Origin of the sequence: Streptomyces sp. BE20, assembly GCF_036322525.1 — a bacterium.
Classification (GTDB): domain Bacteria; phylum Actinomycetota; class Actinomycetes; order Streptomycetales; family Streptomycetaceae; genus Kitasatospora.
On sequence record NZ_JAQYWW010000457.1, the window covers coordinates 63,254 to 83,375 of the forward strand.

The window sequence follows — 20,122 nt, forward strand, 5'->3', positions numbered from 1 at the left end:
CATCCGCTAACGGTCAGCAGGTGGGCAGGTTGCGGACCAGGATTGTTCCGTTTGGGGCAGGTGTGTCGGCAACGGGTGAAACGAGGTTCTGGATCACTGTGATCCAGAACCCGATTTCAGCCGTTGCCGACAGACGAGATTGCTGCCCGCGGGATCACCCCCGCAGGCGCGGGGAGCAGACGAGGTCGTGAAGCGATCACGCGTCCGCTGGGGGATCACCCCCGCAGGCGCGGGGAGCAGCCGCCGCCAGCCGGTGGGCCCAACGCAGCCCCGGGGATCACCCCCGCGCCTGCGGGGAGGACGCGCTCATCGTCACCGACCGCAACGGCGACCTCGGCTGACCCCCGCGCCTGCGGGGAGGACGAACGAGGGGCTGCCCGACGACGTCCCCATTGTGCGGGGACACCGCCTACTCGTACTGGACGAACCGCTCTATCCGCGTGCCTGGAACGCCGACCGGTTTTTCCCGATGCTCCCGGGGACGGCCGAGCTGACCCGGGTGCTGTCCCCGGACGAGGTCCGGACCTGGTCCACCTACACCAGCGGGAGGTCCTGACCTGTGCGAGCAGGCCCATTGGTCGACGTCGACTGCAGCCCAGCGACGGAAGTCGGGAGTGGAGCCTCGCCTCTGTCGAACATGGAGCGCGGCGACGACAGCCGAAGTCACCACCGTGACGGAGCGCCGGGGTTGCCGGAGAACGGTCACTTCCCCCCCCGTACGCTGAAGGCCGGCCCCTCGCGATTCGAGCGTGAGGGGCCGGCCATGTTCTGGGGCGGTGCTGCTGTCGGGTCAGGGGCCGGCGATGATCCACGTCACGAAGATCGCGGACATCTTCTCGTTCCCTGTTAGATCGGCGTGTTGAAGCCGATCGCAAGGGGTGCGCTGTCCATGGGTTGGCGAGTGTTCTGGGTGCCGACGGAGACCGTCCAGCAAGAAGGCCGACGCGCCGTTCTGCCGGGCTGGCAGGACCTGGCGGAGCGGCAGGGGGAGGTCGGCGTTCGCTCCGGTGATCCGATCTTCCTCGGCCCAGACCACCGGGTGGACGCGCTGCTGAGTTTGTTCGTGCAGTCCCGTTAGTTCCGGGCCCACACCCGAGAGACGAAGCGCAATTACGCGACGGACATCGCGCTGTACTTGGACTTCCTTCTGGCCCGGAAAGTCGGGTGGACGGCGGCTGTCGAGGAGGACCTGCGGGACTTCGAGGACTGGCGACGGTTCGCGACCGACAACCCGAGGCGGATCGGCGCCTCGAAGTGGAACCGCGAGCTCGCCGCGCTGACGGGCCTTTACGGGTGGGCGGTGCGGGCCGGATACGTCGGGCGGAGCCCGGTGGCGATGAAGACGGTGGTCGGCCGGTCGGGCCAGGTGCTGATGGTCCCGGAGGCGTCGGCACGGGCCGGACGGTCGGGCAATGTGCACTGGCTGCTGCCGCGGGCGTTTCGCCGGTGGGTGGAGGTGGGCCTTCGCCGGTTCACTCGTGAGGGTGTTCCGGCACCAGGGTGGGCGGGACGGTTGGAAGACCGGAACGTGGCGTTCGCGAACCTCCTGTACTCGTCCGGGATGCGCCGGGGCGAGGGCGGGTCGCTGCTGACGTTCGAGGTCCCCTCGCTGCGACTGGAGGGTGGCCGGTACTGCGCGGGCCGGATCGCGGCGGCGGTGACGCGGTCGAAGAAGCAGCGCACCTTCTACGCCGCGGCGGGCGTGGTGGGCCAGGTCGAGGTGTACGTCGACTCCTCCCGGGCGCTGGCGGTGCGGCGGGCCCAAGCAGCGGGCCGGTACGAGCGGCTGGCCGGAGTGCGGGTGGTGACGGGGCTGGGCGGCGGGATCCGGCCGGCGCTGCGGTGGATCGACCAGCGAGGCCGGACCGGTGAGCGGCGGCTGACGGACCTGACGGTGGAGGAGCGGCTGGTGCTGTTCACCGAGGGACCGAGGGGGATCGAGCCGCTGTGGCTGTGGCTGAACGAGTCGGGGCTGCCGCTGCACATCGACTCGTGGGAGGGGGTGTTCCGCGCGGCGAACGAGCGGTGCCGGCTGGTGCTGACGCCGGCCGCGGCCGGCGCGGATCCGCACCGGGTGTACGCGCCGTACGCAACCCCCCACTCGTGCCGGCACAGTTTCGCCCTGGTGATGCTGGTCGTCCTCAACCACCTGATGGACCGCCGCTTCGGCCTCACCCCCGAAGAGCGCAGGGACTTCCGGCTGTTGTACGGCGATCCGTGGCGGATGGTGCAGGACCTGCTCGGGCATGCAAGCCGGGACGTCCACGCTCATGAATGGAACCTGACTCCCGAGGGGCCCTTGCACTGACTACGGGACGCGAGTGGTGCTGCGATCGCCGTTCCCAGTCCCGTCCGGACCGGGCGGAACTGGGAACGGCCGGCAGGCTAACCGTCAAGTCGGTGACGGGTCAGGCGCAGGTCCCCTGCTCGCACTTCGGTCGTCGCGTGGCGAGGGAATAGTGCACGGTTGGAATAACCCCCTCCCGCCAGTAGTCCTCGGCCTGCGCACCGGCTGCTGCCCCGATCCCGCCGCCGACGGCCGCCACCTGATTCGCGGCCACGCCTTCAAGGACGCCGTCGACGACGACGGCAACCACCTGTCCGAAGGTGTCGAACGCGCCGTCCCCTGGGTCGCCATCGGCCCCGTCGTCCGCGCCATCCGCGTCCTGGAACGCCTCGCACCCGGCGAGGACCGCCTGCTGTTCGGCCACGACACCCACGACGCCCGCAGCCCCCGCCCCCGCGCCGGCTCCATCAGCCCCGAGACCGTGCGCGCCCGGATCGAGGGCTTCATCGTCTGGGCCAACCAGGAAGCCGCCCGACACCGGCTCCCGCACGAGACGATCCCGCCCGACCCCCACGGCCAGATCGGCACCGCCCGCTTCCGCCGCACCCTCGCCTGGCACATCGCCCGCCGCCCCGGCGGCACCGTCGCCCTCGCCGTCCAGTACGGCCACCTGCGCACCGCCCTCGCCGCCGGCTACGCCTCCCGCTCCCGCGACGGCATCCACACCCTCCTCGACATCGAGACGCTCCGGGCCTGCGCCGACACCGCCCTCGACCTCCACCACCACCTCGCCGGCGGCGGCGGCCTCTCCGGCCCGGCCGCCCGCCGCGCCCTCGCCGCAGCCGCCCGCGCCCCCGAGTTCGCCGGCACCGCCATCAACGCCACCACCGCCAGCCGCTACCTGAGCCGCGACGACCTCCTCGTCCACGACAACCCCAACACCCTGCTGATGTGCGTCTACAAACGCGAACAGGCCCTGTGCGACCGCGACACCACCACCAACACGCCCACCCTTGATCACTGCGTCCCAGCCTGCGGAAACATCGCCCGCACCGACCACCACGCCGAGCAGCTGCGCGACCGTGCCCAGGCCCTACTACGGCGGGCCACCCACCTGCCCGGCCCCCTGGCCAACCGGCTCACCGCCAACGCTGAGCGCCTGACCGCCCTCGCGAAGCGCCACCACGCCGAGCGCCGCACCCTGACGGAGACACCGTGACACCCGCTCGACGAACGCGACCGCATCCGCGCCGCCATCAACCGCATCCTCGACGGCAACCCCGAGCACTCCAACGGCGCGCTGACCATCGTCGCCCTCGCCCAAGAAGCCGATGTTCCCCGCAACGCCCTCACCCAGCGCCACCTCGATCTGAAGAACGACTTCTACGACCGCGTCCGCACCCGCGGCCAGGTTCCCGACAGCGAAGCCCGTCCGCGCAAGCAGATCGTCAAGCTAAAGGAGCTTCGTGCCCGGGACGCCGCGGAGCTGCGGCAGTTGAAGGAGGACCGGCAACACCTGGTCCAGGTCGTCAACCAGCTCACCCTGGAAAACCACCAACTCCGCCACGCCCTGGCTTTGCCGCCGGGCCGCGTCGTTGCCTTGGCGGCGCCGAACGGTCACGCCCCGGTCGATCGCGGCCCGCTCGGCGCGCTCCAGCCTGCACCCGGAACTCGATGATCTAGCACACGCGAAGGCAAGCGGCCTGGCGTTGCCCGGACTTTCATTCGATCAGGTGGGATGACCTTCGGGGTGGTTAGCGACTGTGCGGGCGGTGGGTAGTGCCCGCAGGAACCCGCGCACGGGACCGTGTCGCCTCCGGATGCCGCGCCCTCGCGCCCGGCCACGGCCAACAGCCCCGGCCCGGTTCGCAAGACCCAAGGCGCCCGGCGCCCACCGGGCGCCTCCTGCTGACCTGGGAGTTGCCATGATCCGCTACGAGACCACCCCCAACGGCTTCATCGAGAGGCGCGAGCCCACCCAGGGTCTGGGCGTCCTCGCCGGGGAGATCAGTCCGGCCGTCGCCAGCTTCCGTTCGAAGCTGGACGCGTTCACCCGGGACCCGAAGCTCAACATGGAGCTCTGGAAGCTTCACGCGGGCGCACTGCGCCCCGAGGACTACTACGAGATCGACAAGATCATCACGAACTTCGTCGAGATGGAGAACCGCATCCGCGCGCTCCTCTCAGACCTCGACAAGCGCGCCGACGCACTCCGCCGCGACCACCCCGAGGAGGTGAAGGCCTTCCTCGACAGCAACGAGGCCTGGTACCGGTCGGACATCGACGAGAACGAGGAGCGGCGGGAGTACAGCCTCCTCTATCCGAGCCGCGGCCAGTTCCTCCGGTGGCACTACCAGTACTCGTCCTTCATCCAGACGGACGTGCCCGAGCCCAGGGACGGCGGCACCCCGAAGCGCACCTTTCCGAAGAGCTACTTCGCCGGGGCCTTCCAGTTCGGCGCCCGGGAGATCCCGCTCCTGGAGTTGCGGAAGGTTGTCAACAGCGCCCTTCAACTCCAGCGCCAGTTCTCCATCCTGGCCTCGCTGAGCGACATCGAGCTGATGCGGGTCGCCGAGCTCAACCAGGAGGCCTACATCGAGGCCATGCAGCCGATCTGGGCCGCTCAGGCCGAGATCGACCGCATCCAGGCCCTGCAGCGCGACCAGAAGAACGAGCAGGACGCCGCCGCCCGGGAAGCCGCGCGTCAGGCCCACTGGCGCAGGCTCGAAGCCGAGGAAGCCGGTGCTTCCGTGGACGACGGGGGCTGGGGGCTGTCGGGCGACATCCTGGGCATCGGCTCGGCCGTCTTCGGCTGCCTCGCCATGATCCCCATCCTCACCCCGATCGCAGCACCGCTGGCCATCGCCTGCGGAGCCGCTTCCCTGGGCACCCACGCCACGAGCATTTCCATCAAGGGAGACTGGGACAAGCCGGGCTCCATCGGCACGATCGTCGCCGACACCCTCGCAGTCGTCCCCGGCATCAACGCCATCGCCAGGGGCGCGAAGGCTGCCAAGGCCGCCGGCTCCCTGGTCTCCGTCGGCAAGGTCAGCCTCACCGTGAAGGCGGGCAGCCGCGCCTTCCTGACCACGGTCGCCGGTGCCGAAGCCTCCGAGGCCACCAAGCTCTTCACCTACCTGGGCAAGCAGGTGGCCGCCAAGGCCCCCCAGGTCCTGGCCAAACAAGGTGTCAACATCGGCAAGATCATGCAGGCCGGCACCAACCTCACCCTCCAGACGCCCCTGATCGTCGAACTGTCCTCCGGCACTGACCAGAGCAAGGCCAAGGACGTCGCCGGCGGCAGCGCCGTCATGGCGAACTTCGGCCAGACCATCGGCAGCTGGGGCGTCGTCGGAACGGGCTTCGAGAAGGCCGGCACGGTCTCGATCGGCCTGTTCTCCAAGGTCCTCACCCGCCGCTGACCCCGCCGCACCTCACCCACACCACATCGGCAGGCGCCGCGCCGCCCGAACCCGGAGGACCCCTCCCATGCCCGACACCACCACCCTCGACATGCCCTTCACCTTCAGCGTCCCGAAGGAGTTCGAGGCCATCGACTTCACCCGCTCGCCCGAGGAACGGGCCGACGCCACACTCGCCAACCTGCGCGCCATGGACCCCAAGCCCAGCGAGGAGGAGATGCTGCAGGCCGTCGTCAGCCAGCAGACGGTCATCGACCTGCTCGCCGACAGCGGCGCCGTCTACGCGGGAGTGCTCGTCGCCAAGGACGACAACATCTCCACCGCCGAGGCCACCGAGATCGTCTCCGCCCTGCTGACCGTCACCATCAAGCCCAGCGACCTCAAGGACACGGTCACGGTCAACTGGCTCACCGACACCCTCACCACCCTCTACCCCGGCGCCGAGATCGGCATCGTCGTCCTCCCCACCGGCCCCGACCGCGCCCCCGCACCGGCCGTCCTGGTCACCGAGGAAGTCGAACTCCCCCAGCCCGTCAACCTCATCGAGGACACCGCCGACAAGCCCGCTCCCTCCCGGGTGCGCCAACTGCACGTCTTCGTCCCCATCACCGGCCGCACCGCCATGGCCGACTTCAGCATCTCCACCCAGAGCCTCGAGAACTGGGACGCCTGCGTCACCATCCTCGCCAGCATCTGCGAGACCATCACCTTCAACTGACCAGGCCACACAACCAAGCCGTGCCGTCCCCGCCCAACTCAACGCGGGGACGGCACAACCACGACCAGACACACCACCAAGGTGACAGACCTGCCACCCTCCCACTCAACACGCTGAACTTGACAGGGAACCTTCGTGTAGGCGGTAGACGACGCTGATGCGGTCCCCGGAGTCGGAGGCCAGGTCGGTGCGGGCGGTGTAGTCGTCGACTTCGGGGTCTGTGCCGCCGGGCACCGGGATACCGAGCCGCGGGAACACCGCCAGGCGCTCGACGAGCTTCTCGACCGCGTCCAGCTCGCCGGGCCGCAATGCGGCGAGGGCTCGCTCGGCGGCGTCGGAGAGGAAGACGTGCAGAGGGGTCGGCTGCTGTTCGTCCTGGTCGGTCACTGGTCGCCGCCGGCGGCGCGGAGCCGGGCGAACGCGTCGGTGGCCGGGGTCCACTGCTGGCCACCGATCGGCGCGGCGAGGGAGGCCATGGCCTCGGGGCTGGTGCGCAGGGCCAGGCGATGGCGGTAGGTGGCGATCACCTCGGCGACGGCGGCGAGGTCGCCGATGGGGGAGGAGTCGAGGGCGGCGGCCAGGGCCCGCTCGAAGGCTTCGCGGTCGCCGGGCAGGCCGTAGCGGGAGAGCGCGGTTCGTAGCTCGTGCAGTGTGGTCGGCCTGGCTGGGGCAGGGCTGTCGTGGTCGGGTTGGGTGGTCACCTGGGCCTCCTCGGTGGTGTGGTCGCCGGGACGGCGGGCTGCATGGTCGACGGTAGCGGTCGGCGGGCGTGTGGCGGAGCCATCCGGGTCACGCGGCCCCGGTGAGGGTCAACAGCGGCCGAGGGGAGGATGGGGAACCGGCCCCGCTCCGCTCCGTTCCGCACGGGTGGCTGCGAGAGCAGTGCGGTGGCGCGCACCTGGACGAGGCCGACGGCACCCGCCGGATCCGGGTCGGGCCAGCGCGATCACCCAACGTGCCGTCCCCGAGTTGCGCGAGCGGCCGGATGCGCCGGCCGCTGAGCGTCCTCCCCGCCTGCGCGGGGAGGACCCCGACGCCGCGCAGATCTACTCCGGGTTGACCGGCTGACCCCCGCCTGCGCGGGGAGGACCCCGCCTGGTCGATGATCTCCAGGGCACGGGCCGGCTGACCCCCGCCTGCGCGGGGAGGACGTGCAGGCCTGCGCGCCGCCGAGCGAGCCGGCCGGCTGACCCCCGCCTGCGCGGGGAGGACCGGACGGCCGCGCAAAAGAGGCGGAAATTCTGCGGCTGACCCCCGCCTGCGCGGGGAGGACGGCTGCGCACCGTCGAGGGTGAGCGCGATCGGCGGCTGACCCCCGCCTGCGCGGGGAGGACGCCGGCGCCGCGTTGCTCATCTCCAGCAGCAGCGGCTGACCCCCGCCTGCGCGGGGAGGACGATTTCACGCCCGGCTTTTCGGCGGCGGTCGGCGGCGTCTTCTTCTTCGGCGGGGCGGCGGCCGGCTGACCCCCGCCTGCGCGGGGAGGACGGTCGCGGTAGGTGCGGTGCACGGCGGTGCTCCGGCTGACCCCCGCCTGCGCGGGGAGGACCGCCTGTGCACCGACAACCAGGGCCGGCCCATCGGCTGACCCCCGCCTGCGCGGGGAGGACGTCCTCGTCGTGGGCGAAGTCGTAGTCGAAGCCGGCTGACCCCCGCCTGCGCGGGGAGGACGCATCTCGTGGTCGGTCACGGTCACGGTCGTCCGGCTGACCCCCGCCTGCGCGGGGAGGACCCTTCGCGAGCTGGGCTTCTTCTACGGCTTTGCCATTTCTTGAACATCTCTCAGGGTCGTGTGGGCGATCAGCGTCAAGCCGTCAAAGTCGACCGGGTGTCTCCGTTGTTCACCGGCAGTCGTCAGCTCGAAACCCTGTTCGTTTGCCGCGGGGAAAGCCAATACGGCGACACCCCCGCCGATGCAATTGCTGACGGCCTGCCACAGCTCGTCTCGCACCTTCGCGGAGACCGTTCCGACGTACAGGTATGGGGTGACTTCCAGTAGCCAGCGGGTGAGGGCTCCGCGCACGTGGTCAGGTACAGCCGTGACGGAGATGACGATCATTGACGCCATGCCGCACCCTCGCGTCCGACGAACATGGTAGGCAACTGGGACTTCACGCCGTGTCCCCATCCGCGTAGTTCACGCCGCCCGGAAGGGTCCCGCTGACCGGGTCCCACAGGTCAACCAGCTGCTCCTCGGGATCGGGCTGCTCGATGTTCTCTCCTGGGGCGAGCAGACGCTGGATGTCCGTGACGATCCGGGGCAGGAGGCGGAACAGTCGCAGCCCGTCCCGGAACCCGCGGCGGGCGTCGGCCTCGGGTTGGGGCGAGGAATGCAGTGAGAAGGCGAGCGGGATGGTGAGCTCGGCCTTGTAGAGGTCGGCGATGTCGTAGACGAAGGCTTGCTGGTTGCCGCTGTGGACGAACCCGAGAGCCGGCGAGCAGCCCAGCGCGAGGATCGCGGCGTGGACGATGCCGTAGAGACAGGTGTTGGCGGAGGAAAGGGCGAGGTTGACGGGGTCCTGGGTGTCCCAGGAGTCGGGGTCGTAGTTGCGGCGGAAGCGGCCGATGCGGTGCTGTTGGGCGAGGAGGCGGTAGTGGGCCTTGATGCGCTGGCCTTCCAGGCCGCGGAGCTTGTTGAGGTTGCTGCCCGGCGGTGCTGCGCCGTGCCCAAAGCGCTGTTCGTACATGGCGGTGGCGACGGCGAGGCGTGTGGTGTCGTCGGCCCAGGCCCTGGCCTGGCGCTCGAGCCAGGTGGTGCTGAGGGAGTCGGGGAGGGCGGCTGCGTAGCAGCGGACTCCGCCGGAGCCGGTGGCGAGGACGGTGGTGCCGTGGCGGGCCAGGGTGGAGAGGGCGCGTGCGGTGATCGAGGTGCCGGGGCCGAGGAGGACGCAGCTGAGGGCGGCGGTGGGGAGGTAGACGGCTTCGGTGCCGCGTTGGGGGCTGGTGACTTCGGCGCAGACACCGGTGTCGTCCTGCACGATGCGGACGATGTCGAGGTAGAGGAAGGACAGCGAGTCGGCGATGCGGGGCAGCATCGCGACGGTGGGTGCGGCCAGTTTGCGGCGGGCGCTGTTCGGGTCGGGGCGCCGGGCGGTCACTGGCCGTCCCGGTGGGGGGCGATGCTGAGCAGGCCGCAGCCGTAGGCCTTGCCCTTGCCGATCCCGTCCGAGAGGCGGCTGCGTAGACGGTCCGCGTCGGTGATGACGGCGGTGCCTTCGAACAGGACGCGGTCGTGCTTGATGGGGCGCTGGTCGCTGCGGCGTGCACCGCCGGCAGCGTCGAGCGGGGTGGAGTGGAGGGTGGTCACACGCAGGCCGGCGTTCTCGGCCTGGCGGGTCCACCAGTCGTCGGCTGCCGCGCCGCGCAGTGGGACGACGGCTCTGAGGTTGTAGAGCTCGCGGGTGGTGCGGCCGGGCTTGCGGATCGGGTTGGCTGCGATGCGGTAGCGCACGGCGAGGCCGGGGCGCAGCGCGTCGAGGAGTGGGGTGAGTGACTTGGTGGCGCCGTGTCCGTAGCCGGGGGGCAGGCGGGCGAGGTCGGGCGGGAGGGTGCTCTGGAGGAGGAGGTGGGGGCCGGTGTCGGTGGTGTCGGTGCGGAAGAGGATGCCCAGTTCCTGCCGGGCTGTCGTGGCGGCGATGTTGTCGGGGAAGAGTGACATGACGCGGTGGTGGAGGTCGACGGCGTTGGCGCTGTCGCGGCGGGCGTCGCGGTTGCGTTGGTCGGGGATGATGCGGGTCAGCCACAGGCTCATGCGCGGGTGCTTTCGGGGCGGGGTCGGTCGGCTTGGTGGGTGAGGTAGTCGCCGAGGGCGGTGAGGTAGGTGGTGCCGAGGCCGGCGCACTGTTCGGCGGGCAGGGGGATGGTGCGCTGGTAGCGGGATCGGGCGCGGTAGGAGCGGTGGCGGGGGTGGAAGGTCGAGGGTTCGTCGGTGACCTGTCCGGCGGGGTGGGTACCGTCTCCGCCGTCGTTGGCGGGCTGGGCGAGGGTGGTGAGCGGCCGGTCGCCGTGGAAGACGATCGGGATGTTTCGGTCGTCGGCCGGCCGTCGTCGGGCGATCGGCAGGTGGACCAGGTGGTGCAGGGCGTCGTCGAGCAGGCCGAGGAGCAGCGGGCCTTCGGGCGGGCAGGAGCGGCGGCCGAGGAACGGCGGCCAGTGCGGATCGGCCACGGCCTGGGCGCACTCGGCGAGTAGCACGGGGTCGCCGGTGAGGGCGGCGGTGAACGCGGCGTCGGCGAGGTAGTAGCGGTGGGAGAGGAGGGTGGCGGCGGCCCCGCTGCGCTTCTTGCCGTCGGCAGTGGTGACGGTTGCCCCGGCCTGTAGGCCGCCGCCGACGGTGTGCAGGTCACGCAGCGCGACACCGGGACGATCCGCGCGGACGGTGAGCGAGAGCGTCGCCAGGTCGTCGATGCCCGCTCCGCGCGGCCGGCCCAGGGCAGAGGCAAGCAGACCGATGACGCCGGAGCGGGTGGGGAACGGAGCGGTGTCGCGCTCGTTGAACTGGCTCCGTTCACCCCAGGACTGCAACGGCCCGGCCAGGTGCAGCAGCAGGCCCCGGCCTTCGGGGGCCGTACGGGGGCCGGGCACCGACGCGTTCACGCGTCGACCTTCGGGCGGGCGTAGGCGACGTCCAGGGCCGTGTCGATGAGGGCGGGGAAGGAGTCGGCGCGCGCGCCGAGGCCCTCCAGGTCCTTGTCCTCCAGGCTGGCCCAGCCGGAGTACAGGGAGCCCCGGCCGCCGAGCAGCCGGTGTGCGGCGAGTGCGTAGCGGGCGAGGGCCTCGCGTGACGGGGCGGCGTAGCCGCCGTCGGTGTGGGAGCGGACCGGCTGCTCGAACGCGGCGGCGTAGGACAGGGGGCGGTCGCTGCGGACGGCGACGTGGGCGAGGTCGGGGATGGTGTGGGGGGCGGTGGCGGTCTTCTTGGCGCGGGGCAGGGACAGCAGGAACGCCTCGGCGAAGCCTGCGGCGAGTTCGCGGGCGCTCGCCTGGTCGTCGCCGAGGTTGCGGGCGAGGTCGGCGAGGTCGACGGTGGCGTAGCGGTAGAAGACGCCGGCGCTGAACTCGGCGTGGCCCATGTGGGCGCTGCCGGTGGTGTCGCCCCAGGCGGAGGTGACGTCGTCGACGGCGGAGAAGTAGTCGAGTTCGACATCGGTGCCGTGGGTGGTCAGGGCGTGGGCGACCTGGACGGCGCCGTCGACGCCGGCGTCGTCGACTTCGGCGAGCATCCGGCCGAAGAGGTTGATCACGCCGTTGCGGGTGCGCAGGATCGCGTCGATGCGGTCCTTGGGGAGGACGCTCTTGTCGGTGCTCTTCTTGATGTCCTTGGCGGCGGTGAGGGCGTCGCGGTGCTCGGCGGCGAGGTCGGCGAGTTCGGCAACGGCGGTCTCGGGCACGTACACCATGGCGTTGGTGGTGACGACGGGCGAGTCCTTGGCGGTCTCGAACTTGATGCTGCTGCCGGCGGCGACGTGCTGGCCGGCGCGCTGGGCGAGGTCGGTGGGCCAGTCGCGCTCTTCCAGGAGGCGGGTGACGCGGGCGCCGATGCGGCGGGTGCGTAGGGCCTGTTCGCCGAAGCCGTGCTGGAAGTACTCGCGGATGGCGCGCTTCCAGGACTGGCTGCTGACCCGGGTGCGGTCGGTGTCGCCGTAGCGGACGGTTTTGACGGAGTTGTTGTCGTCTCGGTTGAGGTTGGCGAACGGGACAGCCTGGACGACGTGCAGGTCGAGGAAGCGGGCGGCCGGGGCGGCGTCGGTGCGGGAGGGCACTGTTCTTCTCCTGAGCGGAAGGGCAGGGATAGGTGTGGAAGTGCAGGTGGTGGAACCGGGAGAGTGCCGGTTTCAGGGGTGGAGGGGTCGGGTCAGGACTGCGGGATGGCCGCTGCCGGGACGGCGTTCTCGCCGTCCGAGAGGTCGGCCTCGCGCGCGCGGCGCTCGCCGTCGGCCTGCAGGGCTCGGTAGTAGTCCTGCAGCCAGCGGCGCTTGATCTCGCCGGAGTGCCGCCGCCAGCGGCACAGGTCCACCAACAGCTGCGCCCAGTCGACCTCCACGTCCCGGTCGCGCAGCTGGCGGAGCGCGCCGGGCAGGTGGCGGTGCAGGCCGTCAACGCTCTGGCGGGTCAGTAGGCTGAGGCGGGTCTCGGCGGATGCCTCGCGCAGCCCGCCGTCGGCGCCGGTCCTGCGGACGCCGGCGGCGAACGAGGTACCCAGACTCTTTCCGTACCGCGACGCCCCGGCCGCTGGGGCGGGCACGGGTTGGACGGAGTCGTCCGTGTCGGGCGTGGAGGGCCCTTCCGCGGTGTGTGCGCCGCTGTTGGTCGTGGCAGCGGCGTACTGGGTGCGGCGCTGCGCGGCGATCAGGGCCGCCACCGCGTAGTGGGCGCGCTGAACGTCCCGGTCGTTCAGTTGTTCCTCGGTGAGCCACGAGGCGACGAACTGGTGCATGGAGGGCGCGTCGTTGACGGCTTTGCCAATTCCGCGTCGCAGTGCCGCCCGCACACCCGGGTCGTCGTGGCTGCGGCGGTCGATCCACGTGGTGAAGGCCCGGGCGCGGCCGAGTGCGGGGACGGTGGCTCCGGTCGCGGGCTTGGGGCTCTGCCGGCTGGGGGGCAGGGTGGGGGCGGGGATCGTCGGGGTGTCGCTCACGTCGTCTCCGAGCGGGTGGCGGGGTCGGGGGTGGTGGTCTTCGGGGCGGTTTTGACGGGGCCGCCGTAGAGTTCGACGCGCGCGGCGGTGCAGGCATTGGCGCCGCGCAGGGTGCCCAGGGCCCGGTGGGTGATGGTGTCGTAGGCCTGTTCGGCGATCTGCCGGAACGAGGCTGCGGCGCCGTCGAAGTCGTGGGCGTCCAGGCGCTTCCAGAACTCGGCCTCGGCGGCGGGCCAGTAGCGGGCGGCCGCGTCGACGGCCCACGTGCAGTCGCGGATCTTCGGCGCATCGGTGAATCCGGCCCATGCCTTCTTCACTGCTCGTTCGAGGCGGTTGCCGTACCGTTCGCCCAGCACCCGCAGCTGCCCGACCCGGATCGCGAGCGACTCCTCGTTCTCCTCCGCAAACTCGATGACCGGCGGGGTCGTGGCGTCGACGAACTGGACGTCCTTGGCCTGCCCGTCCTGCTCGAAGCCCAGCGCCCGCACCCGCAGATACTCCGACGCCTCGACCGCGGTGAAGAACACCGTCGGCCGGCGGGGTGTGGTGCTGCCGGCAGGGTCCTTGAGCAGCAGCGCGTCCAGGTCCCGCCACAACGCCCGCTGGGAGTCCGCAGGGCGCGGGTAGAGGTTTCCCTCCTTGCTGGTCTGCCAGATCAGGTACGGATCGCCCTCGCGGGAGATCTTGTCCCGGTAGGCCCAGGTGATGAACGCGTCCTCCACCTTGCGGCCGCCGGCGTCGGGGACCAGCAGCAGCGCGTGCTGGGAACGCGCGGTCAACGCCGAACACGGCCCCTTGAGGGCGGGCGGGGCCTTGACCGGATCCGGTAGCTGTGCCCATTCCCACGGACACAGGTCCGTCTCGCGGGATGTGCGGCTCTCGGGGGCGGGGAGGCCGGCCAGCAGCGTCTCGAACAGCGAATCGCCCTCGGGGTGGTAGGACAGCGAGCTGCGGAGCGGGCCTGCGGTGGTGTTGGCGGCCTTGGCCTGCCCGACGGCGCGGGTGGAGCAGCGTCCGGAGGGGCCGTAGTAGTGCCAGACCAGCAGGTGCAATACCGCCTCGCCAGCCGTGACCGCATCCGGTGCGCCGGCGTCGACGTGCCGGAACCAGGCGTGGTTGTTGCCCGACGGGCGGGTGGTGACGAGCTTGTCGATGCCGGCGGTGTTGTGCGGGTCGCACTGCTCGGCAAGGCGCGGGTCCTGGAGGAACGGCCTTACGGAGTCGAACAGGTCGAACCGGCTGCGGTTGCCGGCCACGAACGCCTCGATGTCGGCCGCCTTGAAGCGCCCTCGGTCGGTGAGCTCCGCGCGGCGATCGGACCAGTCTCCCCGCAGATCGTCGTCCGCGCGCGGCCGTACGTCGTCGAGCCCGCTTGCACGTGCCGTGATCGCGTACAGGATCCGGTACAGCGCCGACAGTGCCGGCGGCAGTGCGATGGTGATCCGCTCGATTTCGTGGGCGCGGAGCAGGAGCTGGTGCAGGCCGACGGCGCCCGGCAGCTCCACCGTGTCGGTCCGGCCGGGATCCGTGAGCCAGCGCACTGGAATCCATGGCTCATCGAACAGGTTGTACGTCGGCCGTTGCGATACGGCGGAGAGCACCTCTGCCGGTGACAGCGGAACCGAGAGGGGCAGGGATTCGAGTGGTGCGGGTGGCATGAAGCCTCCGGCGAGGCAGGTACAGGCGATGGGCAGGGTGAGTAGGCTCTGCGCGGTCCCCGCAGCGAGCGGGGGTGATCCGTGCGGTGTTTGGGAAGACGACCGCGACGGTGACAACTCCCCGCGCAGGCGGGGGTGTTACCCCTTCCGGGGCGGGCCGTTCGGCTCGTCTCGGATAGGCACTGCCAAGCTATCGACAAGTGCGGAGTTTGGGAGGCTAGTTCTCGGAAATTCCCACCTCCGAGATCTCGATCCCCCGCTCCCCCAGCCGGCACGTCCACCGGCCGTTCGCGTCCTGGCGCATCGGCAGCAGCACCAGGTCCGCCAGAACCGGCCGCTTCTTCCACGACGCCGGCACTTCGTTCTCCACGGCGCGTCCGGCCAGCCAGCGACCGGGCAACGGCACGGTGTGCTGCATGATCAGCACGGTCTCCTCACGGCTCACCGTCCTGCCCGCGGCGGTACCCGGCAACGGGACCTGTCCCTCGATGTCGAGCGTGAGTTCCCCGCCGTCCCCGGCATACACGCACACCGCACGCCCGCTGTCCGCACCCAAGCGCGTCGTCAGCAGCTCCTCGGTCACGCCGAGACCGCGTTCGCTGAGCACCGCCAGATCGCCGTTCACGTCGGACGGGGCGCACACGGCCGTCAAGTCGGCCAGCTGCCCCTCGGCGGCGGCCGACGCCAGCCGCTCCGCGTCCATCCGCTCCAGTTCGAGCCGCGCCGCCTTCTCTAGGCCGTCACCGAAGTCGTCGGCGTAGACGGCGTCCACCAGCCGCTGGACGTCGCCGGGCACCGCGATGTCCTGGTTGCCCGGCTCGCCCAGCAGCAGGCCGGTCCGCCGCAGCAACGACGCGTCGTACACCGTCCCCCAGCTTCGCGGCACGCCCACGGCGCCGTCCTCGCCGACCGGTTCCAGTACCACCAGCCGCGGCGCACCGGCCTCGCCGCTCCATTCCGGCCGCACGCCTCGCTCGTGGCGCTTGCCGCGACCGGCCCGCTGCAACAGCTGCGCCAGCGGGGCCAGGTCGGAGACCACCAGGTCGAAGTCCAGGTCGAGGGACTGCTCGACGATCTGGGTGGCCACCAGCACCGACCCCGGCCGCACTCCGGCCACCGACCCGGCCGGTTCGCCGCCCGGAGGCTTGCCCGGTTTGCCGTAAGCCGTCTCGCACTCCGCGGTGATCCGCGACCGCTCGTGCGCCGGGAAGCGGGAATGCAGCAGCCGCAGACCTCCGGGGCGGGCAGCCAGCTCGGGCATCGCCGCGCGCAGGTCCCGGTAGGTGTACTGGGCTTCCGCCACCGTTGTGCAGCACACGAGGACGCAACCACCGCCGTCGGCCACCGGAGCAAGAAGCTCACGCAGCGCCGCCCGCCGCCCGCCCGCCTTCAGCGCCTGCCCCATGTCGTCCTGCACGTCCCAGTGGACCTGCCTGGTCTCCACACGCAGCGTCCGCGCCCGGCTGCTTTCGACCTGCCGGGGCTCGGACACCTCTCCGGACGCGGCGTCCACGAACAGCCACCCGGGGTAACACGGCTCCACATCCGAGGCGGTCGGGAAGCCGGCGCCGCGCCGATAGGCGTTCACCAGCGACGACGCCGCCCGCCCCGTCAACGTCGCCGACAGCAGCACCACCGGGGCGCCGAACGCGCCCAGCCACTCCAGCAACCGCACCAGCAGGCTGTGCATCCACGGCCCGTACGCGTGCGCCTCATCGACCACCAAAACCTTGTCAGACAGGCCCAACAGCCGCAGAACGTTGTAGCGCAACGGCAGCACCCCGGCCAGCGCCTGGTCGACCGTGCCGTTTGCGAGCGGCGCCAGCATCCCGCGCCGCCCCGTCCGCAGCCACCGCCCGGCCTCGGTGTCGGCCAGCACCGGCGACCCGTCCGGCAACTCCTGCGGCTCGTACTGCGGGCTCAGCCACGCCATGCTGTGCAGCAGCGTCAGTGCCCGCTCACCCTCCACGTTCGTCCCGGCGAACTCCCGGACCCGGGCGAACATCGCGTCCGCCGTCGCCATCGTCGGCAACGCGAAGTACAGGCCAGCCGCTCCCGACACCCGGGCCAGCACCGACGCCGCGTGCAACGCGCACTCGGTCTTGCCGTCACCCGTCGGAGCCGTCACCAACAACAGGCCCGACCCCTTCACTAACTGCGGCAGATACTCCGCGACATCCGCCTGCAAGAGGTTCGGCGGGAACGGGAACTGCTCGACGAACGCCTTCTCCGGAAACAGGGCCCGCCCCAGCCCCGCATCCCGCACCCACCCCGGCGCCGCCGCTGCTGCAACCCGGTAGTGCTCCGCGAGCGTCCCGTCGTCGGCCACCCACCCACCCGGCGGAATCCGATCCACGATCACCTCGGCCTGGCTCGCCAACCAGTCCGCGACCACCACCAGACCGCTCACCAGCACCGCCGCCCACCCCGGCAGCACACCCGCAGGCACCCCGCGGGCCCCCGTCACCCGCCGCACCGCCCGCGCGTGCGCCAGACGCTGCTCCCGCCACCCGGGCCCCGAGCCGAGACCCGGCTGGTACGCGGCCGGCCGGGCGAGCCTACGCGCCTCCAACACCTGGCCGAAGCAACCGTGGTGCCCACCGAGGAGCTGCGCGATCTGGTGACTCGCAGACTTCTTCACCAGCCGGCCCACCGGCGGGTAGCCGCACTCCTCGAAGAACTCGACCAGACCCCAGTGCGTCGCCGTCTCATGCGACAGATACCCGCCGACCTCGGCCGCACCGGCGTACCCGTCATCCTCGGCCAGCCGCCGGAACGCCTCGGGCACCGCACCCTGGAACCCCGGGATGATCTTCCCGACATCATGCAGCCCCGCCCAGAACCCCACCATCCTGCGCGCCTCGTCGACCTCGACCCCCAGAACCCCGGCTAACCGCCGACCCACCCTCGGGCTCACAACCGCATCCCACAACGCCACCGCGACGACCGCCGTGTCGAGAAGATGGCAGACCACCGGGTATTCCGCAGGCAAACCCGCGCTCTTCCCCCACAACCGCGCATCCGGCAACCCGCCACCGGACACCACGTCATATCCTCGAGAGTCCATGCCCAGAGGACTACCACCCACCACCGACAACTGGCCTATCCCGGACGCCCCGTAAGCGGATCACCCCCGACACCTGCCCCAAACTAACCCAACACCCTATAAAATGACCCACCCCTCGGCCCGCACCCCATCTGACCCACCACGAACTGCTGCTCCTTGACACCTCAACAGACCGGCGTCGACCCAGGAGCCGTATCCGGGACTGCACCTTGTAAAATCTGGTCAAGAAATGGCAAAGTCTCACTTCCGTGGCAGGTCAGAAAGCCTCCTCTCCGCGCGAGCGGAGGTCAGCCGGTTGCACATGGGCAGGGAGCGGGCGGTGGCGCCTCCTCTCCGCGCGAGCGGAGGTCAGCCGCCGGGTTCACCGGCGAAGGTCAGCCGGACCCGCTCCTCTCCGCGCGAGCGGAGGTCAGCCGCCGGCCAAGACGCAGAAGGTGCACGACAAACGCTCCTCTCCGCGCGAGCGGAGGTCAGCCGTCGGACGTCGGTGATGGCCAGGACAAGAAGGACTCCTCTCCGCGCGAGCGGAGGTCAGCCGGTCACCGGGAGCGACGGCGTCCGGCGGACCTACTCCTCTCCGCGCGAGCGGAGGTCAGCCGTCCTCCTTCACCGACCTGACCCCGGAGGCGAGCTCCTCTCCGCGCGAGCGGAGGTCAGCCGGTCTCCAGCCGCCGGCCGTTGAGGACATCGAGCTCCTCTCCGCGCGAGCAGAGGTCAGCCGCGGGACCGGCGCAAGATCCACCGGGTCGTCTACTCCTCTCCGGGCGAGCGGAGGTCAGCCGCACTGGTCGGCGATCAAGGACGGGGCGGTCAGCTCCTCTCCGCGCGGGCGGGGGTCAGCCGGAGCAGGCGCAGGAGACGATCACGAAGGCCGCGTCCTCCCCGCGCAGGCGGGGGCCAGCCGGAGTCCGTCCGATGAGCACCGCCCACGAGCAGGTCCTCCCCGCGCAGGCGGGGTCGGTTGAGACGGGGTGTGATCTCGTCGATGTCTGCCACGATGGACGCTGTTCCTTGACACCTCAACAGGCCAGCCCGGAGCCTGCTTCAGGCCGGTCAAGAAGTAGCAAAGCCGCCAGAACGGTGCAGGTCACGAAGGGTCGTCCCCGCGCAGGCGGGGGTCAGCCGTGCTGGAGGACCCGCACCGCGACAGCGACCACGTCGTCCCCGCGCAGGCGGGGGTCAGCCGGTCGAGGATGGCGAGCGAAGTCCGGGCGACGCGTCGTCCCCGCGCAGGCGGGGGTCAGCCGGAGTGCGCCATGCCAGGCCCCGGCCCCGGCTCGTCGTCCCCGCGCAGGCGGGGGTCAGCCGCAACTGTGGAGAAGAAGCCATCGACTGCCAGGGTCGTCCCCGCGCAGGCGGGGGTCAGCCGGGGACGCGTTAAGCGTCCGGACATGCGAAAGGGTCGTCCCCGCGCAGGCGGGGGTCAGCCGCGGAGGCCGCCTGATGGTCCGCCAGATGCGGAGTCGTCCCCGCGCAGGCGGGGGTCAGCCGGCACTGGCCTGCCATTTCTGGGCTCACTGCGGGTCGTCCCCGCGCAGGCGGGGGTCAGCCGGACCGCGCCCGCCTCCTCGCCACCGGCTGGACGTCGTCCCCGCGCAGGCGGGGGTCAGCCGGACCGCGCCCGCCTCCTCGCCACCGGCTGGACGTCGTCCCCGCGCAGGCGGGGGTCAGCCGCTCGGCGCGGTCCCGGCCGCGACCCTGGCCAAGTCGTCCCCGCGCAGGCGGGGGTCAGCCGCCCTCGGGGGCGGAGCGCGAGGTGGAGGTGTAGTCGTCCCCGCGCAGGCGGGGGTCAGCCGCCCTCTGCGCTCAGGCGATCGCCAAAAGGGGCGTCGTCCCCGCGCAGGCGGGGGTCAGCCGCGATCGCCGGAACCAGGTTCTGGCCCAGCCACGTCGTCCCCGCGCAGGCGGGGGTCAGCCGGTCCTCGTCCCGCTGCGAACCAAGCTCGCCAAGTCGTCCCCGCGCAGGCGGGGGTCAGCCGCTGAGTACCGGTGGGGAGGCCATTCGGAGCGGGTCGTCCCCGCGCAGGCGGGGGTCAGCCGGCCCGGGCGGAGAAGGAGCACAAGGAGGCCGAGTCGTCCCCGTGCAGGCGGGGGTAGCGGCAGGCGTCCGTCCTCTTCGTCATCCCATACGTCCCGTCGCGTGAGCAGTTTGGCCGGCCTGGGTGGGCTGGGCGGTCGACTGTCGGGTGTGGCTCCTACGATGCCCGGCATGGCGCGCTACGAGGATCTTCAGCAGTCCCTGTGGGACACCGGCAGCGACTGGGGAGTGCAGCCGCCCGTGACCGACCAGGTGGTTCTGGAGGCCGAGCGGCTGCTGGACGTCACGCTTCCCGGA

14 protein-coding genes, 1 pseudogene and 2 CRISPR repeat arrays are annotated in these 20,122 nt (G+C 71.3%); of the genes and pseudogenes, 5 read left to right on the top strand and 10 right to left on the bottom strand.

Going from position 1 to position 20,122, the window contains the following annotated elements:
- Positions 1 to 889: 889 nt before the first annotated feature.
- The 5 genes and pseudogenes from PUR61_RS05340 to PUR61_RS05360 all read left to right on the top strand — a co-directional run bounded on the left by PUR61_RS05340 (position 890) and on the right by PUR61_RS05360 (position 6,427).
- Positions 890 to 1,078 (top strand): hypothetical protein, encoded by a 189-nt coding sequence (locus PUR61_RS05340; RefSeq protein ID WP_329876128.1) that lies wholly within the window; start codon positions 890 to 892, stop codon positions 1,076 to 1,078.
- A gap of 18 nt (positions 1,079 to 1,096) precedes the next feature.
- A pseudogene (locus PUR61_RS05345) lies at positions 1,097 to 2,308 on the top strand (site-specific integrase); the annotation flags it as partial.
- A 151-nt stretch (positions 2,309 to 2,459) separates the two neighbouring features.
- Positions 2,460 to 3,506, top strand: coding sequence for a hypothetical protein (locus PUR61_RS05350; RefSeq protein WP_329876130.1), 1,047 nt, complete (start codon positions 2,460 to 2,462; stop codon positions 3,504 to 3,506).
- A gap of 706 nt (positions 3,507 to 4,212) precedes the next feature.
- On the top strand, positions 4,213 to 5,709 hold the full coding sequence (locus tag PUR61_RS05355; protein ID WP_329876132.1) for a hypothetical protein: 1,497 nt from the start codon (positions 4,213 to 4,215) through the stop codon (positions 5,707 to 5,709).
- Positions 5,710 to 5,776: 67 nt separating this feature from the next.
- The gene (locus tag PUR61_RS05360; RefSeq protein WP_329876134.1) at positions 5,777 to 6,427 is read left to right on the top strand and encodes a hypothetical protein; all 651 of its coding nucleotides are present in this window, start codon (positions 5,777 to 5,779) and stop codon (positions 6,425 to 6,427) included.
- Between the two features lie 105 nt (positions 6,428 to 6,532).
- On the opposite strand, the gene PUR61_RS05365 is transcribed toward PUR61_RS05360, so the two are convergent.
- The 10 genes from PUR61_RS05365 to cas3 form a co-directional block, all read right to left on the bottom strand.
- Complete coding sequence (locus PUR61_RS05365; RefSeq protein WP_329876136.1) at positions 6,533 to 6,814, bottom strand: hypothetical protein; 282 nt, start codon at positions 6,812 to 6,814, stop codon at positions 6,533 to 6,535.
- Positions 6,811 to 7,128, bottom strand: a complete 318-nt coding sequence (locus PUR61_RS05370) for a DUF6247 family protein (protein ID WP_329876138.1) — start codon at positions 7,126 to 7,128, stop codon at positions 6,811 to 6,813. Before PUR61_RS05370 ends, PUR61_RS05365 begins: the two co-directional genes overlap by 4 nt.
- Positions 7,129 to 7,487: 359 nt before the next feature.
- Positions 7,488 to 8,157: direct repeats of the CRISPR family, unit length 30 nt; unit sequence CCGGCTGACCCCCGCCTGCGCGGGGAGGAC.
- A 21-nt stretch (positions 8,158 to 8,178) separates the two neighbouring features.
- Positions 8,179 to 8,493, bottom strand: a complete 315-nt coding sequence (gene cas2e, locus PUR61_RS05375) for a type I-E CRISPR-associated endoribonuclease Cas2e (protein ID WP_329876140.1) — start codon at positions 8,491 to 8,493, stop codon at positions 8,179 to 8,181.
- 43 nt (positions 8,494 to 8,536) lie between these two features.
- Complete coding sequence (cas1e, locus tag PUR61_RS05380; RefSeq protein ID WP_329876154.1) at positions 8,537 to 9,460, bottom strand: type I-E CRISPR-associated endonuclease Cas1e; 924 nt, start codon at positions 9,458 to 9,460, stop codon at positions 8,537 to 8,539.
- A 59-nt stretch (positions 9,461 to 9,519) separates the two neighbouring features.
- Positions 9,520 to 10,176, bottom strand: coding sequence for a type I-E CRISPR-associated protein Cas6/Cse3/CasE (cas6e, locus tag PUR61_RS05385; protein ID WP_329876142.1), 657 nt, complete (start codon positions 10,174 to 10,176; stop codon positions 9,520 to 9,522).
- Positions 10,173 to 11,021 carry a type I-E CRISPR-associated protein Cas5/CasD gene (gene cas5e / locus PUR61_RS05390; protein ID WP_329876144.1) on the bottom strand — a complete coding sequence of 283 codons (849 nt, stop codon included), beginning with the start codon at positions 11,019 to 11,021 and terminating at the stop codon, positions 10,173 to 10,175. Before cas5e ends, cas6e begins: the two co-directional genes overlap by 4 nt.
- Entirely contained in the window at positions 11,018 to 12,187 is a 1,170-nt protein-coding gene (cas7e, locus tag PUR61_RS05395; RefSeq protein ID WP_329876146.1) for a type I-E CRISPR-associated protein Cas7/Cse4/CasC, read from the bottom strand. The genes cas5e and cas7e overlap by 4 nt, the downstream gene beginning before the upstream one ends.
- Positions 12,188 to 12,279: 92 nt before the next feature.
- Complete coding sequence (gene casB, locus PUR61_RS05400; protein WP_329876148.1) at positions 12,280 to 13,062, bottom strand: type I-E CRISPR-associated protein Cse2/CasB; 783 nt, start codon at positions 13,060 to 13,062, stop codon at positions 12,280 to 12,282.
- Positions 13,059 to 14,720 (bottom strand): type I-E CRISPR-associated protein Cse1/CasA, encoded by a 1,662-nt coding sequence (gene casA, locus PUR61_RS05405; RefSeq protein WP_443035125.1) that lies wholly within the window; start codon positions 14,718 to 14,720, stop codon positions 13,059 to 13,061. Before casA ends, casB begins: the two co-directional genes overlap by 4 nt.
- 217 nt (positions 14,721 to 14,937) lie before the next feature.
- Positions 14,938 to 17,766, bottom strand: coding sequence for a CRISPR-associated helicase Cas3' (cas3, locus tag PUR61_RS05410; RefSeq protein WP_329876150.1), 2,829 nt, complete (start codon positions 17,764 to 17,766; stop codon positions 14,938 to 14,940).
- Positions 17,767 to 18,883: 1,117 nt separating this feature from the next.
- A CRISPR array of direct repeats spans positions 18,884 to 19,827; the repeat unit is 29 nt; unit sequence GTCGTCCCCGCGCAGGCGGGGGTCAGCCG.
- Positions 19,828 to 20,122 lie beyond the last annotated feature (295 nt).

Coding starts and splice junctions, on each gene's coding strand:
- cas6e (WP_329876142.1), bottom strand. CDS start 10,176: ATGAGCCTGTGGCTGACCCGCATCATCCCCGACCAACGCAACCGCGAC.
- PUR61_RS05340 (WP_329876128.1), top strand. CDS start 890: ATGGGTTGGCGAGTGTTCTGGGTGCCGACGGAGACCGTCCAGCAAGAA.
- PUR61_RS05355 (WP_329876132.1), top strand. CDS start 4,213: ATGATCCGCTACGAGACCACCCCCAACGGCTTCATCGAGAGGCGCGAG.
- casA (WP_443035125.1), bottom strand. CDS start 14,720: ATGCCACCCGCACCACTCGAATCCCTGCCCCTCTCGGTTCCGCTGTCA.
- cas2e (WP_329876140.1), bottom strand. CDS start 8,493: ATGGCGTCAATGATCGTCATCTCCGTCACGGCTGTACCTGACCACGTG.
- PUR61_RS05360 (WP_329876134.1), top strand. CDS start 5,777: ATGCCCGACACCACCACCCTCGACATGCCCTTCACCTTCAGCGTCCCG.
- cas1e (WP_329876154.1), bottom strand. CDS start 9,460: ATGCTGCCCCGCATCGCCGACTCGCTGTCCTTCCTCTACCTCGACATC.